General features: G+C 35.6%; 13 protein-coding genes. 4 read left to right on the top strand and 9 right to left on the bottom strand.

Going from position 1 to position 17,812, the window contains the following annotated elements:
• Positions 1-6: 6 nt before the first annotated feature.
• Positions 7-1,434: a TolC family protein gene (locus ACUXZJ_RS05665; protein ID WP_063743620.1), complete on the bottom strand. Its 1,428-nt coding sequence runs from the start codon at positions 1,432-1,434 to the stop codon at positions 7-9.
• 108 nt (positions 1,435-1,542) lie between these two features.
• Here ACUXZJ_RS05665 and ACUXZJ_RS05660 point away from each other — a divergent pair, with 108 nt between their 5' ends.
• Positions 1,543-2,940 (top strand): DUF4403 family protein, encoded by a 1,398-nt coding sequence (locus ACUXZJ_RS05660; RefSeq protein WP_063743619.1) that lies wholly within the window; start codon positions 1,543-1,545, stop codon positions 2,938-2,940.
• A gap of 31 nt (positions 2,941-2,971) precedes the next feature.
• Here ACUXZJ_RS05660 and ACUXZJ_RS05655 read toward each other — a convergent pair whose 3' ends face one another.
• The 8 genes from ACUXZJ_RS05655 to cyoE form a co-directional block, all read right to left on the bottom strand.
• Positions 2,972-3,220 carry a hypothetical protein gene (locus tag ACUXZJ_RS05655; RefSeq protein WP_060383436.1) on the bottom strand — a complete coding sequence of 83 codons (249 nt, stop codon included), beginning with the start codon at positions 3,218-3,220 and terminating at the stop codon, positions 2,972-2,974.
• The gene (locus ACUXZJ_RS05650) at positions 3,210-3,749 is read right to left on the bottom strand and encodes a DUF420 domain-containing protein (RefSeq protein WP_060383437.1); all 540 of its coding nucleotides are present in this window, start codon (positions 3,747-3,749) and stop codon (positions 3,210-3,212) included. Before ACUXZJ_RS05650 ends, ACUXZJ_RS05655 begins: the two co-directional genes overlap by 11 nt.
• 28 nt (positions 3,750-3,777) lie before the next feature.
• Positions 3,778-4,461 carry an SCO family protein gene (locus ACUXZJ_RS05645; protein WP_060383438.1) on the bottom strand — a complete coding sequence of 228 codons (684 nt, stop codon included), beginning with the start codon at positions 4,459-4,461 and terminating at the stop codon, positions 3,778-3,780.
• A gap of 17 nt (positions 4,462-4,478) precedes the next feature.
• Positions 4,479-5,153: a hypothetical protein gene (locus ACUXZJ_RS05640; RefSeq protein ID WP_060383439.1), complete on the bottom strand. Its 675-nt coding sequence runs from the start codon at positions 5,151-5,153 to the stop codon at positions 4,479-4,481.
• Between the two features lie 75 nt (positions 5,154-5,228).
• Complete coding sequence (locus tag ACUXZJ_RS05635; protein ID WP_060383440.1) at positions 5,229-5,579, bottom strand: cytochrome C oxidase subunit IV family protein; 351 nt, start codon at positions 5,577-5,579, stop codon at positions 5,229-5,231.
• Between the two features lie 16 nt (positions 5,580-5,595).
• Positions 5,596-6,573: a cytochrome c oxidase subunit 3 gene (locus ACUXZJ_RS05630; protein WP_060383896.1), complete on the bottom strand. Its 978-nt coding sequence runs from the start codon at positions 6,571-6,573 to the stop codon at positions 5,596-5,598.
• A gap of 43 nt (positions 6,574-6,616) precedes the next feature.
• Positions 6,617-7,195: a cytochrome c oxidase subunit 3 gene (locus tag ACUXZJ_RS05625; protein ID WP_060383441.1), complete on the bottom strand. Its 579-nt coding sequence runs from the start codon at positions 7,193-7,195 to the stop codon at positions 6,617-6,619.
• Positions 7,195-8,082 (bottom strand): heme o synthase, encoded by an 888-nt coding sequence (gene cyoE / locus ACUXZJ_RS05620; protein ID WP_088418183.1) that lies wholly within the window; start codon positions 8,080-8,082, stop codon positions 7,195-7,197. The genes ACUXZJ_RS05625 and cyoE overlap by 1 nt, the downstream gene beginning before the upstream one ends.
• A gap of 232 nt (positions 8,083-8,314) precedes the next feature.
• Here cyoE and ACUXZJ_RS05615 point away from each other — a divergent pair, with 232 nt between their 5' ends.
• From ACUXZJ_RS05615 to ACUXZJ_RS05605, 3 genes are read left to right on the top strand one after another with little or no spacing between them, the layout of a single operon-like run.
• Entirely contained in the window at positions 8,315-8,467 is a 153-nt protein-coding gene (locus tag ACUXZJ_RS05615) for a hypothetical protein (protein WP_446195972.1), read from the top strand.
• Between the two features lie 30 nt (positions 8,468-8,497).
• The gene (locus tag ACUXZJ_RS05610; protein WP_446195970.1) at positions 8,498-16,843 is read left to right on the top strand and encodes a T9SS type B sorting domain-containing protein; all 8,346 of its coding nucleotides are present in this window, start codon (positions 8,498-8,500) and stop codon (positions 16,841-16,843) included.
• Between the two features lie 54 nt (positions 16,844-16,897).
• Positions 16,898-17,812 (top strand): PorP/SprF family type IX secretion system membrane protein, encoded by a 915-nt coding sequence (locus ACUXZJ_RS05605; RefSeq protein ID WP_060382883.1) that lies wholly within the window; start codon positions 16,898-16,900, stop codon positions 17,810-17,812.

Genomic DNA, 17,812 nt, shown 5'->3' with positions numbered 1-17,812 from the left:
TTTTTTTTAAAAAATAGGAATACCAAAATAGAACTCTAAAATTTTTGTCCTAAAAATATAATCATACTTGGTTCTTAGAGCATCTGATTGTGCATTTATTAATTGTGTTTGTGATTGATTATAATCAAACACATTCATTAATCCTACTTCATAACGTTCTTTTGCATAATCAACTGCTTTTTGTCTTGCTTCTAAAACAATCAAAGATGCCTCGTGAGCTTTTTGAGCTCCTCTTGTATCTGTATAAGCTGTATAAACGGTACGCTCAAGATCTAATTTTTGTTGTTCTAGTGCTAATTTAGTTTTTTGAAAGAGAACTTTAGATCGATTTAGATTATTCTTTACGGCAAAACCGTTAAAAATAGGAATACTCAATTGTAGTCCAAAACTATGTCCTTTATTATCATTTATTTGTTGAAAAAAAGGATTGGCATTTCCTAACACAGGAACTGTATTAATTGAGGAAACTAAATCACCTGTTGATTGTACAAAGCCTATTTTTTTAGTTGGATTTTGCGAATCTATTTCAAATCCTTTGATTGTTTTTGCATAAGAAACACGGGTATTTAAATTATAAAACCCTTGCAAACTGGGCTGATACGCACCTTTAGCAATAGCAATATCTTTTTTCGCAATTTCTAAATTTGTTTGTGCTAATTTTAATTCAACACGGGTTAGTAGAGCCTTATTGAAAATAACATTTGGGGTTTCTGCTAAAACGGCACTCAATGTAGCTTCAACTTGGCTTTCGGCAATATCAAAAGTATCATATTCTTTGATTTGTAATAATTGAGCTAAACTTAATTTTGAAATTAACAACGCGTTTTCTGCACTAACTACTCTTTGATTATTTGTAGCAATTGTAGCATTTATATCTAGTAAATCACCTTTAGGAACTACACCTACACTGACTAATTCTGTAATTCGCTTTTTTTGTTCAATACTAGAAGATAATTGTTCTTTTTGTACTTTCAAACTTTCTTTATTAAACAAAACTTGTAAATAAGCGTTTATCACGTTCAAAGAAATATCTTCCTTAATTTTAACCAACTGATATTCTGACGCTATTTTTGAAAGGTTTGCTTTTCTAAATTGGTTTTGATTTTGTAATCCTTTATAAATATCTACACCTAGTGTTATCCCTACTGAAGTAAATTGGTTTGTTTGATTTTCTAACAATCCTGTTGTTATATTCTGATTTAATCCTATATTCCAAGAATGTGATAAATTTCCATTAACAGAAGGTGAAAATCTAGCCATTGCATTTTTTTTATTTATTGTTGCTACATCCACATCTAAAGAGGATTGTTGTATCGCAATATTATTTATCAATGCGTAATTTACACATTCTTTCAAGGTCCATTTTTTATCCTGCCCCTTAACAGTCAACCCTATGAATATTAAAAAGATAAGTATATAGGATGTTTTTTTCATATTTTAGTTTCTTCCTTTCTTTCGTTACGAAATATTAGACTATCAAACAATCTCTTTGTTACAATCTCTTTAAAAATAATTTTACTTTTGTAATAAAATCATTATAACATGAAAAAACTTTCCTCTTTATTTTTCGCCATAGTCATCAATTTTTTATTAAGTAATTGCTCCTCAACTCAAAAAATAGAATTAATGCAACCAGAACCAGACAAAGCTTTACCTGTAAACTACCCCACACATTCCTCTTACATTAATTTTCCTATTCAGCTAACAGTAAAAGATATAGAAAATCAAACTAATAAAGCTTTGACAGGACTGATCTATGAAGATAACAATTTAGATGATGATAAAATAATGATTAAAATTTGGAAAAATGCTCCAATCATCATGAACGAAAAAGATCAAAAACTCCAAACTATTGTACCTTTAAAAATTTGGGCAAAAATAAAATACGGAACTTCTGTATTAGGGATAGACCTTTATGACACACGCGAATTTAACTTAAATGCAACAGTAAGCTTATTAAGTAATATTAATCTAATTAATTGGCAAGTAAACACCCAAACTCAATTAGAAAATATTAACTGGAATGAAAGTCCAACAGTAAGTATAGCCGGTAAAGATGTAAAAATAACTTATCTGATTAATCCTACATTAAATTATTTTAAAAACAAAATAGAAAAAAGCTTAGATGACGCTATTAGTAAATCATTAGATTTTAAAAAACAGATTTCTGATCTGATGCAAAAAGTAAGTACCCCAATAGAGATGAATAAGAACTATGAAACTTGGTTACGCATAAATCCACAAGAGATTCATTCAACTCAAGCTGTTCTAAAAGAAAATAAAATCAGCTTGGATGTTGGTTTAAAATGTCAAATAGAATCTTTAGTTGGACAAAAGCCACAAAACATATTTAACAAAAACAGCTTTATATTTAAATCTGCACAACAATTACCTAATAAAATAACAGCCTCATTAGTAGCATTATCAACCTATAATGACGCATCAAGGTTAATAAACAATAACTTTAAAGGAAAAGAATTCGGTTCTGGAAATCGAAAAATAAGCATCCAAAATGTTGCTATTTGGCATAAACAAGGAAAAATGATCATTGCACTTGATCTTCTAGGGAGTCTAAACGGACGTATTTATTTAGCTGGTTTTCCAAAATATGATACAGAAAGAAAAGAGTTTTATTTTGACGATTTAGACTATGCTTTAGAAACTAAAAACAAACTTATCAAAACGGCTAATTGGCTTTTTCAGAGTGCTATCATACAAAAGCTAAAAGCTAATTGTAGGTATTCTATTGCTACTAATCTAGAAGAAGGAAAAAAAAGTATTATACAATACCTAAATAATTACTCTCCTATGCAAGGTATATATATTAATGGAAAATTAACTCATATTGATTTTGATAAAGTACAGCTTACTAATGAGTCTATTTTAGGTTTTTTAACCATTACAGGTAATTTGAAAGTGGAAGTAAATGGTTTACAGTAAACAGTGTTTTAAAAGAAGAGTTAGCCTGTAACTAACTCTTCTTTTTTTTATACATTTTATAAACATAATAACCTGCGAAACCAACCAAAATATAAGGAATTGCCATGAGGTAAACAATACCGTCATTTATTGCTTCTCCTTGTGCTACGTCTCCTGTACTTTCTAAGGATGCGCGACACATTGCACATTGCGCTTTAAATGTTATAGGAAATAAAACATGAGCTATAAAGAACAAAATATTTTTTATTCTTATATTTTTATCTTTTATTCTAACTAACATAATATGGAGAAATCATTAGATATACAATAACACCTGTTACTGCTACATAAAGCCATAAGGGAAATGCCCATTTAGCAATTATTTTATGACGATCAAAATTTCCAGCTAATGCCCTTACGTATGTTATCAAAACAATTGGAATGATTGCTATTGAAAGTGCAATATGTGTAATTAAAATAAAAAAGTAGATTGATCTCATGATCCCAACGCCACCATAGGGTGTTGACTCCGCGGTCATGTGATAAGCTACATACATTCCTAAAAAGGCTACAGAACAAATTATGGCTAACTTCATTAATTTTTCATGTAAGGTTTGGTTTCCTTTTTTTATAGACACCACTGAGCAAACTAAAAGTATAGCTGTTAAACCATTAATTGTGGCATAAATTGGAGGTAGAAAAGTTAAAGGCTTTACATCAAATCCAAAATCTTTTAATTTAACTTTAAACAACAAAGCTACCACTAAAGGAATAGCAACCGATAAAATGGTAATCCATACATTGTATTTCTTTTCTATATTATTTTCCATATTATTTATTATTCAAATTATGCTATATTTATTCTGCTAACAATTTTGATATATCTTGTTTAATTTGTTTAATTCCTTCTGGTTTTAACCCATCATAATAGACTATAGGATTACCATAGTTGTCTTTACGACATCTTATTTTCCCTTCTTTATCTATTAAAGCAAACATCCCCGAATGTTCAAAACCTCCACTTACTTTTTTATTTTGTCCTACATATAAATTAAATCCTTTTTGAGCTAAATTGTATATTTTGTCTTGATCTCCTGTCAAAAAATGCCAATTCATTCCTTTTAAATTCAATCTTTCCGCATGATCTTTCAAAACTTTTTGAGTATCTGTTTCAGGATTAATAGTAATAGAAGCAATTCCAAAATTAGCATTGGAAGCAAAACTATCTTGTATTAGTTTCATATTACGATTCATAATAGGACAAATAGTAGGACAAGTGGTAAAGAAAAACTCTACAACAAAAACTTTTCCTTTATAGGTTTCATTTGAAATTGTCTTTCCCTCTTGATTCTCTAAAGAAAATTTAGGTGCGGAACCCACTGTAAACAGATCACTTTTACCAACTCCTTGATCGACTATTGTACTCAAACGATCTCCTTTTACGACTTCCCCTTCTTTAATTCTTTTTATAATCTTTGGAATAAAAATAATTCCAAAAACTAAAACAATAAAACTAATCCCTATGTATGATTTATTCTTCATAACTAATTATTATAATCTTATTTTTTTTCGTGTAAACGAAAATCTTCTTTATTCTTGTTTCTTTTTAGAGCTAAACGATACTCTCTTAAAAGAATTTTAATATCGTCCATCATTTCATTATGTAAATCAGCAGCAGAAGTAGTATTATAACTTTCACGATATTCTTCTATTCCTTCTTTATTTTTCCCTATACGTCCTCTGTGATTAATATCTTTATCTAAAATAAATACTTCTGAAGTTGCACAATCATTATTTAGCTTACCTCTAAGTTTAAATGAATCATAGTAAGTTTGAATCTCCGATTTAGATGCAAAAACAATATGATAACCTGACATATTTTCTGTAAATCCTTTTAATTTATCAAACAGTTCTTTAACTTGATTTTGACTTCCATCAACAGCTAAAAAGACTACTTGAAAATCTTTAAACCCAACATATTTATCATAAATTTTTTGATTAAAATTAAAAATATTCCCTTGCACACTCTTAATATCACTTCCTAAAAACCCTATAACTGTTATTTTGCCCTTTAATGTTACGTTCTTTTTTTCTAAACTTTTCCAATTAGGTAAATCAAGATTATTTTTTGAAATAGTAGGCAAAAACAGTTGATTATGTGTAGCCGAGGCAAAAATCAAGTAAATAATAATTGGTAAGACCAATAATATTATAAGTATTATTTTTTTCTTCATAAAAGGAATTTTGTGAGTATACAAAAATAAAAAAATCCCGACGCAAATCGGGATTCTTTATGAATTAATATGTTGTTAAAAATTCCACTTTATGGTCGAATTTTTGAACACCCCAAATACATAATCAGCCTCAACTAATAAGATAAAAACTAAATATATGATTAAGAATACTAATGGTGCTACTATAGACCAACGTAAAGAAGAAACTTCTCCTTCAAGGTGCATGAATGACCACATAATTCCGTATGCTTTAGCTACTGTTAAGATAATGAAAATCCAATTAAGTAAATTCGTACCTAAAACATTTGTAAAATAAAGTGAATGAGGTTTATAAATACCCAAAACAACTTCTATAATTGTTATAACAGAAAGTATTCCAAAAACTTTCCAAATTTTTCCCGCGTTCGATTCGTGTGCGTGTCCCATAATCTTACTTTTTTTATTATACTAAGTAGAAGAATGTAAATACAAACACCCAAACTAAATCTACGAAGTGCCAGTATAAACCTACTTTTTCAACCATTTCATAACTTCCTCTTCTTTCATAAGTACCTAAAAGTACATTAAAGAATATAATGATGTTGATAATAACACCTGAAAATACGTGGAAACCGTGGAATCCAGTAATGAAGAAGAAGAAATCAGCAAACAATTTATTTCCGTACTCGTTTTGCTTTAAATTAGCACCTTCAACTACTGACTTAGCCCCTTCTAACCTTTTTAAAGACTCTTCACGAGTTAAAACAATTTTTTGTTTAGTTTCTGGATTTACTTTTTCAGAACGAATTAATAAATTTTGATTTGCTTTAAATCCTTCTACTACTTCTGCAACCGACACAGAAGTCAGAGCTGATTCGCTCACAAACCACAAACCTTTATTACTTGTGTGTTGTGTTCTTTCTTCTGGTAACTGCAATGCAAACTCATGCAAAGCTACACGTTTGCCATCTTTATCAACAAATTGCAAAATAGACCCGCCTTTAGTTTCTATTGCACCATATTCTCCTTTGATAAAATTTTTCCATTCCCAAGCTTGAGAGCCAACGAATATAAAACCTCCAACAATGGTAAGAAACATATAGATTGCTACTTTATCTTTTTTCATTTGGTGACCTGCATCAACAGCTAATACCATAGTTACAGATGAAAAAATTAAGATAAAAGTCATCAATGCTACATAATACATTGGAGCAGGCACTCCATGCATAAATGGGAAGTGAGTAAACACTTCATCGGCCAAAGGCCAAGTTTCGATAAATTTAAATCTTGAAAAACCGTAAGAAGCAAGGAATCCAGAGAAAGTTAAAGCATCCGAAACGATGAAGAACCACATCATCATTTTACCATAGCTTGCTTTCATAGGCTCGTTTCCGCCGCCCCAAACTTTACCTTCAGTACTTGTAGTAACTGTCGTTGCCATAGAATTCATTTTAAAAAGTTGTCAAATTTACATTTTTTATTTTTTATACGAAATATAAAAACAGAAACAAATATACCCAAAGAAAATCTAAAAAGTGCCAAAACATCGCACCAAGCTCTATTCCAGAGGTTTGAGTAGAATTATATTTTTGTTTATAATGATTATAAATTATAATTAATAGTGAAATTACACCTGCAAAAAGGTGAACTAAATGCAACAACGTTAACATATAAAGGAAAGAAGTAGTTACCGTACTTTCGCTACCTGTAAAATAATATCCCATTGCTACAATTTGGCTAAACCCTGTAAACTGCAAAAACACAAACACTAGTCCTAAAACCAAAGTTAAACCCAAGTATAAAGACACCTTAGCACGATTATCTTTTCGTATAGCTAATTTCGCCAAATGAATTGTTACACTACTTAAAATAATTACAACAGTACTAATCATAAAAGCAGGAGGCAATACCATATCATGTACCCAATCCTTACGAGAAGCACTAACTAAATAAGCACTAGTAAGACCCGCAAACATCATAAACATACTTAGCATCCCAAACAACAGGATTAATTTATAAGAGCGAACTTTTTTTTGTTTTTCTTCTTGTATGGTAATTTCCATTATCTTAAAAATTTATCTAAAACATATACTATTTGCAATAGTGAGATATAGGTTACACTCACCAACATTAAACTCTTAGCAGCTTTTGGCGTTTGTTGTTGATACAATTTGACTGCGTATAAAAGCATCCACCCCCCCATAGCCAATACTAACAAAGCTGACAAATCAGACAAGTATAATTGTCCTGTATAACCAAAACTTGGCAAAACAGAAGCAACTACCAACCAAATTGTATACAAAATAATTTGCATGGCGGTTGACTTATCACGACTACCTGTTGGCAACATAAAGAAACCACCTTTTTCATAATCATCAAACAAAAACCATCCTATAGACCAAAAATGAGGAAATTGCCAAAAAAACTGAATTAAAAACAATGTTCCTGCCTCGATACCAAACTCATTAGTAGCTGCAACCCAACCTAACATAAAAGGAATTGCTCCTGGAAACGCTCCCACAAAAACAGACAAAGGAGTCTTTGTTTTCATAGGCGTGTACATGCTTGTATATAAAAAAATAGAAACAGCACCAAACATAGCTGATTTCTCATTAATATTATACAAAACAACAACTCCTAAAACTGCCAAGATAGTTGCTATAAAAAAAGCTTTTTTTACAGACATCCTTCCTGAAGGAATAGGTCTATTTTTAGTACGATCCATCAAAACATCTAAATCTTTCTCTATAATTTGATTGTAAGCATTAGAAGCTCCCACCATACAGTAGCCTCCTATTGCCAACATAACAAGAGTAATCATTGTACTTTGATTAATTTCTTCTACCCCAAGCATAAAACCAGCTAAAGAAGAAAAAACAACACTCACAGCCAAACCTGCTTTTGTTATTTCTTTAAAATCAAGTAAAAAAGTTTTTAATGATAAAGACATCTTATGAGTAGTACTCAAAATAAAAATTTTAAAAATCGCGACAAAGATACATTTTAGTTTAGAAGTATAAAAATCTAATCAAGTTTAATTACAAAGAAATCTAATTAACTTTATCTTTATTTATTTTCAAAAAACAACCCGTCATTCTTAATAAAAATACACTTATTAGAAAGTTTTCTACAAAATAACCACAAAAAAACTATTAATTTTACAAAATAAAAATATAAAAAAAATGAAAGCCCCTAATCTTAAGACATTAATCATTTTTACATACTTATTTTTAAGTTCTTTTTTTCCTAACCTAACATCTGCACAAGTTCCAGATGCAGGCAAGGCTACAACAGGTAGTGGACTTTATAAAGATCGTATATTTTGGTTAAATTGAGATCTTAATAAGGACGGCGCTGGAGGTGATTTGATTACTAACGGATCCTCAAGAACTTTCACTTCTCCCGCAGGTGTTCTTTATCAAGCCACAATATCAAACGTTACAGGCACCCCAAAATCCAGCAATTCTTATGATTATTCAGGAAATAACTTCCCTAGTGGTTATGGAAATATTGGAGGAAATACTGGAGCTGGTAACATTGTAGGTATAAACAACGGGTGTAATGCTTGTACTTCTACTTTCAGAATTACCATAACAGCCAATTATCCAAATGGCATATCGGGTAATGTGGCCGCATTTGTCATAGGAGGAACAGAAACACTAGCTAGTACTAGCGAATTCTATCAAATTACAGTCCCTTCAGGAACCGTAAGATACTTAGATAAGTATATAAAAAATGACAATTGGACTAACTCATCCATCCGACTAGACGTTTCAAATTCAGGTCGAACTATTAAAGTTACCAATCCTGGAACTGGAGATAGTAGAGGTGACGCTTTATTAATTGCTGAAGATGTTCCCTATATAGACGCTCAAGTAAAAGGAGGTGGTGGGCAACATTTTGGCATTGGATTTATAGAGGATCTGGATTACTCAGATGCTCCTAACTCGTACGGAAAAGCTACTCATATAGTAAACAATTCTATCCAAGGAGGAACTTTTACCTCACCTAGTCTAAATACCTTAAGCACAACAACCAACGTATTAGACGCACAAAAAGGTTCTTTTGTAAGCCCAAATTTAATTCTTGGTACTAATATAGATGTTGAAAGCAACTATAACCCCGTAACTAATGGTACTATACCTAATACAGATGACATCACTGGAATTGATGATGAAGATGGTATACAAGATATTAACTGGTCTACATGTACAGGAACCGTATTTGTAAAAAACACCACTGCCAGTTTAGCTTATTTAAATTTATGGATAGATGCTAATTCAAATGGTATTTTTGATAACAACGAAAACACAAATGCTATAATTCCTTCAGGCACAAACGGAAATATAAATGTCCCTTTAAATCCAATTAGTGGACTTACTTCTGGTAATAGTTACTATGCCCGATTAAGATTATCCACTACTCAAAATCTTTCTCCTTCTGGCTTTGCTGCTGATGGAGAAGCTGAAGATCATTGGGTAAATATTACAAAAACAACATTAACCACTAATCCTCTTACTTCCTGCGTTGGTTCACCTATAATCTTCTCTTCTATTTCAGGAATGCTTAGTTATAACTGGACTGGACCAAATGGTTTTACATCAAATCAACAAAACCCAATAATCGCAAATAGTAATACTAGCCATAATGGTATCTATACACTTGTCGTTACAACACCTGGAGGCTGTACTATATCAGATTCAACGAATGTAATAGTCAACCCATTGCCAGCAGCTCCTATTATATCAAGTATAACACAACCTAGCTGCAATGTTTCTACAGGAAGTGTTAGTTTCAATAATTTACCTGCATCTGGCACATGGACTGTAACAGCTTCACCTGGTGGCACTAGCATAACAGGTTCTGGAAGTAATGCAATTTTTAGTGGTCTAACAAGAAATAACACCTATACTTTTACTGTCACTAATTCTAATGGATGTACCTCTGCTGTAAGTGCACAGGTTCTTATCAATGCACAACCTGCAACGCCTAATGCGCCATTAGCGGGGGCTGTTACACAACCTACTTGTGCTACTGCTACGGGTAGTTTTCAAATTATGGGCTATAATTCTAATAGTGTCTATAATTTTAGTCCTGCGGTTTTGAATATCTCGGCAACGGGGGTTGTTATGGCTAATGCGGGTACTTATACTTTTACGGAAACCAATGCGGCGGGATGTACCTCTACTGCAAGTGCACAGGTTCTTATCAATGCGCAACCTGCAACGCCTAATGCGCCATTAGCGGGGGCTGTTACACAACCTACTTGTGCTACTGCTACGGGTAGTTTTCAAATTATGGGCTATAATTCTAATAGTGTCTATAATTTTAGTCCTGCGGTTTTGAATATCTCGGCAACGGGGGTTGTTATGGCTAATGCAGGTACTTATACTTTTACGGAAACAAATGCGGCGGGATGTACCTCTGCTGTAAGTGCACAGGTTCTTATCAATGCACAACCTGCAACGCCTAATGCGCCATTAGCGGGGGCTGTTACACAACCTACTTGTGCTACTGCTACGGGTAGTTTTCAAATTATGGGCTATAATTCTAATAGTGTCTATAATTTTAGTCCTGCGGTTTTGAATATCTCGGCAACGGGGGTTGTTATGGCTAATGCAGGTACTTATACTTTTACGGAAACAAATGCGGCGGGATGTACCTCTGCTGTAAGTGCACAGGTTCTTATCAATGCACAACCTGCAACGCCTAATGCGCCATTAGCGGGGGCTGTTACACAACCTACTTGTGCTACTGCTACGGGTAGTTTTCAAATTATGGGCTATAATTCTAATAGTGTCTATAATTTTAGTCCTGCGGTTTTGAATATCTCGGCAACGGGGGTTGTTATGGCTAATGCAGGTACTTATACTTTTACGGAAACAAATGCGGCGGGATGTACCTCTGCTGTAAGTGCACAGGTTCTTATCAATGCACAACCTGCAACGCCTAATGCGCCATTAGCGGGGGCTGTTACACAACCTACTTGTGCTACTGCTACGGGTAGTTTTCAAATTATGGGCTATAATTCTAATAGTGTCTATAATTTTAATCCTGCGGTTTTGAATATCTCAGCAACGGGGGTTGTTACGGCTAATGCGGGTACTTATACTTTTACAGAAACAAATGCGGCGGGATGTACCTCTGCTGTAAGTGCACAGGTTCTTATCAATGCGCAACCTGCAACGCCTAATGCGCCATTAGCGGGGGCTGTTACACAACCTACTTGTGCTAATGCTACGGGTAGTTTTCAAATTATGGGCTATAATTCTAATAGTGTCTATAATTTTAATCCTGCGGTTTTGAATATCTCAGCAACGGGGGTTGTTACGGCTAATGCGGGTACTTATACTTTTACGGAAACAAATGCGGCGGGATGTACCTCTGCTGTAAGTGCACAGGTTCTTATCAATGCACAACCTGCAACGCCTAATGCGCCATTAGCGGGGGCTGTTACACAACCTACTTGTGCTACTGCTACGGGTAGTTTTCAAATTATGGGCTATAATTCTAATAGTGTCTATAATTTTAGTCCTGCGGTTTTGAATATCTCGGCAACGGGGGTTGTTACGGCTAATGCGGGTACTTATACTTTTACGGAAACAAATGCGGCGGGATGTACCTCTGCTGTAAGTGCACAGGTTCTTATCAATGCGCAACCTGCAACGCCTAATGCGCCATTAGCGGGGGCTGTTACACAACCTACTTGTGCTACTGCTACGGGTAGTTTTCAAATTATGGGCTATAATTCTAATAGTGTCTATAATTTTAATCCTGCGGTTTTGAATATCTCAGCAACGGGGGTTGTTACGGCTAATGCGGGTACTTATACTTTTACAGAAACAAATGCGGCGGGATGTACCTCTGCTGTAAGTGCACAGGTTCTTATCAATGCGCAACCTGCAACGCCTAATGCGCCATTAGCGGGGGCTGTTACACAACCTACTTGTGCTAATGCTACGGGTAGTTTTCAAATTATGGGCTATAATTCTAATAGTGTCTATAATTTTAATCCTGCGGTTTTGAATATCTCAGCAACGGGGGTTGTTACGGCTAATGCGGGTACTTATACTTTTACAGAAACAAATGCGGCGGGATGTACCTCTGCTGTAAGTGCACAGGTTCTTATCAATGCGCAACCTGCAACGCCTAATGCGCCATTAGCGGGGGCTGTTACACAACCTACTTGTGCTAATGCTACGGGTAGTTTTCAAATTATGGGCTATAATTCTAATAGTGTCTATAATTTTAATCCTGCGGTTTTGAATATCTCAGCAACGGGGGTTGTTACGGCTAATGCGGGTACTTATACTTTTACGGAAACAAATGCGGCGGGATGTACCTCTGCTGTAAGTGCACAGGTTCTTATCAATGCACAACCTGCAACGCCTAATGCGCCATTAGCGGGGGCTGTTACACAACCTACTTGTGCTACTGCTACGGGTAGTTTTCAAATTATGGGCTATAATTCTAATAGTGTCTATAATTTTAATCCTGCGGTTTTGAATATCTCAGCAACGGGGGTTGTTACGGCTAATGCGGGTACTTATACTTTTACGGAAACAAATGCGGCGGGATGTACCTCTGCTGTAAGTGCACAGGTTCTTATCAATGCACAACCTGCAACGCCTAATGCGCCATTAGCGGGGGCTGTTACACAACCTACTTGTGCTACTGCTACGGGTAGTTTTCAAATTATGGGCTATAATTCTAATAGTGTCTATAATTTTAATCCTGCGGTTTTGAATATCTCAGCAACGGGGGTTGTTACGGCTAATGCGGGTACTTATACTTTTACGGAAACAAATGCGGCGGGATGTACCTCTGCTGTAAGTGCACAGGTTCTTATCAATGCGCAACCTGCAACGCCTAATGCGCCATTAGCGGGGGCTGTTACACAACCTACTTGTGCTACTGCTACGGGTAGTTTTCAAATTATGGGCTATAATTCTAATAGTGTCTATAATTTTAGTCCTGCGGTTTTGAATATCTCAGCAACGGGGGTTGTTACGGCTAATGCGGGTACTTATACTTTTACGGAAACAAATGCGGCGGGATGTACCTCTGCTGTAAGTGCACAGGTTCTTATCAATGCACAACCTGCAACGCCTAATGCGCCATTAGCGGGGGCTGTTACACAACCTACTTGTGCTACTGCTACGGGTAGTTTTCAAATTATGGGCTATAATTCTAATAGTGTCTATAATTTTAGTCCTGCGGTTTTGAATATCTCAGCAACGGGGGTTGTTACGGCTAATGCGGGTACTTATACTTTTACGGAAACAAATGCGGCGGGATGTACCTCTGCTGTAAGTGCACAGGTTCTTATCAATGCACAACCTGCAACGCCTAATGCGCCATTAGCGGGGGCTGTTACACAACCTACTTGTGCTACTGCTACGGGTAGTTTTCAAATTATGGGCTATAATTCTAATAGTGTCTATAATTTTAATCCTGCGGTTTTGAATATCTCAGCAACGGGGGTTGTTACGGCTAATGCGGGTACTTATACTTTTACGGAAACAAATGCGGCGGGATGTACCTCTGCTGTAAGTGCACAGGTTCTTATCAATGCACAACCTGCAACGCCTAATGCGCCATTAGCGGGGGCTGTTACACAACCTACTTGTGCTACTGCTACGGGTAGTTTTCAAATTATGGGCTATAATTCTAATAGTGTCTATAATTTTAGTCCTGCGGTTTTGAATATCTCAGCAACGGGGGTTGTTACGGCTAATGCGGGTACTTATACTTTTACGGAAACAAATGCGGCGGGATGTACCTCTGCTGTAAGTGCACAGGTTCTTATCAATGCACAACCTGCAACGCCTAATGCGCCATTAGCGGGGGCTGTTACACAACCTACTTGTGCTACTGCTACGGGTAGTTTTCAAATTATGGGCTATAATTCTAATAGTGTCTATAATTTTAGTCCTGCGGTTTTGAATATCTCGGCAACGGGGGTTGTTACGGCTAATGCGGGTACTTATACTTTTACGGAAACAAATGCGGCGGGATGTACCTCTTCTGTAAGTGCACAGGTTCTTATCAATGCGCAACCTGCAACGCCTACACCCCCTACAGCTACAACATTACAACCTACTTGTACACTATCAACAGGTACCATTACCTTTACTACACAAACGGATGTAGAATACAGTATTAATAACGGAACAAGTTATCAAGCCAGCAACGTATTTAGCGGATTAAATCCTGCTACCTATACCTTACGAGTACGAAGTACTGCTGATAACACCTGTACTGCACAAGCTGCTACAACTATTACTATTAATACACAACCAGTAACACCATCAGCCCCTATAACAGGAGCTATTACACAACCAAACTGTATCACTTCAACAGGAAGTGTTACTTTAAATGGTTTACCAACATCAGATCCATGGACTATTATAACATCGCCAAGTGGTCTTACATTAAATGGCACTGGAACTAGTGTAAATTTTACAGGACTAAATCCAGGCAATACATATACCTTCACAGTTACTAATTCTAATGGTTGTATTTCACCTGCATCATCTGCTATAACAGTATATAATCAAATATGTGCAGTAGATGAAACAACAATGCCTATAAACGGTCTATCGGGAGGAACAACCGCTCCACTTACGGCCAATGATACACTTAACGGAGCATTAGTAACAGTAGGAACGGCTCCTGGTAATGTTCAAATTACAGCAAGTACAGTTCCTATGGGGTCTGGACTAATACTAAATCCAAACGGAACAGTATCAATACCAGCTAACACCCCTGCGGGAACATACACCGTTAACTACACCATTTGTGAAGTCAACAATCCTAAAAACTGCAGCAATGTTAGTTCTAATGTAGTGGTAGATACTCCTCAGATTATAGCCATAACAGAAACAACAACGCCTATAAACGGTCTATCGGGAGGAACAACCGCTCCACTTACGGCCAATGATACACTTAACGGAGCATTAGTAACAGTAGGAACGGCTCCTGGTAATGTTCAAATTACAGCAAGTACAGTTCCTATGGGGTCTGGACTAATACTAAATCCAAACGGAACAGTATCAATACCAGCTAACACCCCTGCGGGAACATACACCGTTAACTACACCATTTGTGAAGTCAACAATCCTAAAAACTGCAGCAATGTTAGTTCTAATGTAGTGGTAGATACTCCTCAGATTATAGCCATAACAGAAACAACAACGCCTATAAACGGTCTATCGGGAGGAACAACCGCTCCACTTACGGCCAATGATACACTTAACGGAGCATTAGTAACAGTAGGAACGGCTCCTGGTAATGTTCAAATTACAGCAAGTACAGTTCCTATGGGGTCTGGACTAATACTAAATCCAAACGGAACAGTATCAATACCAGCTAACACCCCTGCGGGAACATACACCGTTAACTACACCATTTGTGAAGTCAACAATCCTAAAAACTGCAGCAATGTTAGTTCTAATGTAGTGGTAGATACTCCTCAGATTATAGCCATAACAGAAACAACAACGCCTATAAACGGTCTATCGGGAGGAACAACCGCTCCACTTACGGCCAATGATACACTTAACGGAGCATTAGTAACAGTAGGAACGGCTCCTGGTAATGTTCAAATTACAGCAAGTACAGTTCCTATGGGGTCTGGACTAATACTAAATCCAAACGGAACAGTATCAATACCAGCTAACACCCCTGCGGGAACATACACCGTTAACTACACCATTTGTGAAGTCAACAATCCTAAAAACTGCAGCAATGTTAGTTCTAATGTAGTGGTAGATACTCCTCAGATTATAGCCATAACAGAAACAACAACGCCTATAAACGGTCTATCGGGAGGAACAACCGCTCCACTTACGGCCAATGATACACTTAACGGAGCATTAGTAACAGTAGGAACGGCTCCTGGTAATGTTCAAATTACAGCAAGTACAGTTCCTATGGGGTCTGGACTAATACTAAATCCAAACGGAACAGTATCAATACCAGCTAACACCCCTGCGGGAACATACACCGTTAACTACACCATTTGTGAAGTCAACAATCCTAAAAACTGCAGCAATGTTAGTTCTAATATAACAGTGGGTGAGCCTAGTGTTAATGCTCAGAACGATATCTTTTCTTCTCAAAACGGTAGCCAAGGAGAGACATTAGGAAATATATTTACAGATAATGGAAATGGATTCGATTTAGCTGACGGAAATCAAGCAAATTTAAATAACATAACATTAACAACAACTGCTTGGACAGGTCAAAAAAATCCATACATTGATTTAAATGGTAACGTAATAGTACCTTCTGGAACACCTTCTGGAACTTATACTATACCTTACAAAATTTGCTTGCTAACACCATTTAACACTATTTGTGATACCGCTACAGTAACTGTAAGAGTAGAACCATCAAACAAAGAGGAATTTGTTATTTACAACCACATGACTCCTAATGGAGATGGGAATAACGATGTATTCTTTATAGACGGAATAGATAAATTTCCTAATAACTCAGTAGAAGTTTACAACCGATGGGGAGTATTAGTATATGAGGCAAAAGGATATAATAATAATGATCGATCATTCCGAGGCATATCATCAGGACGAGTTACGATCAAACAATTAGAAGAATTGCCAGAAGGAACATACTATTATATGTTTAAGTACGAAGATACTAAAGGTATGCCCCAAGAAAAAGCAGGTTATTTATATATCAATAGATAAAGAATTAATATACCTCCGTCTTTAGGGCGGAGGATATTTAAAAAAGAATATGATATGAAAAACAAAATTATATATTTACTACTTTTAATGAGTGGAATTAGTTTTGCTCAACAAGAAGCACAGTATACACAATATATGTATAACACTGCCAATGTAAATCCCGGTTACACAGGTACCCGCGGTTGTTTTAGTGCTTTAGTAATGCACCGCTCCCAATGGGTAGGATTAGAAGGAGCCCCAAAGACAAATACAGTTGCAATGAGTACCCCCTTAGGTCTTAACAATAGGATGGGATTAGGAGTAAGCGTTATAAACGATAAAATAGGTCCTTCAGATGAAAATGCAATATCAGTAGACCTAAGTTATAATATTAACACTACAGAAAACTCTAAATTGTCTTTTGGAATAAAAGGAACAGCTAATTTTTTTAGTGTTGATTTTAATAAGACAAAGATTCATAATGTATCAGATGGTTTGATAAGACAAAATGTAGACAATCGTTTTTTCCCCAATATAGGAGCAGGAGCATTTTGGTATTCAGATAAGACCTATGTAGGACTATCCATCCCTTTTATATTAGAACAAAAATACTATGATAACGATGTTCAATACGTAGCCAGTGAACGTATGCACCCTCATTTAATAGCAGGACACGTATTTCGCCTAAGTAGTGAAGTACAATTTAAACCCACAACGATGATTAAATATGTAAATGGAGCCCCATTACAAGTCGATTTATCAGGGAATTTTTGGTTTAATGAAAAATTTTCATTGGGAGCCGCCTATCGTTGGAGTGCAGCATGGAGCGCTATGGCAGGATTTCAAATTAACGATTCTTGGTTAGTAGGATATGCCTACGATCGAGATGTTACCAGATTAGGAAATTTTAACTCTGGTTCACACGAAATATTTTTACGTTATGAATTGTTTAAACGTGTAGAAAAAGTGGTAGCCCCACGTTTCTTCTAA

This window comes from Flavobacterium sp. TN-1, from assembly GCF_052828645.1.
This window is presented reverse-complemented; position numbering and strand designations above follow the sequence as displayed.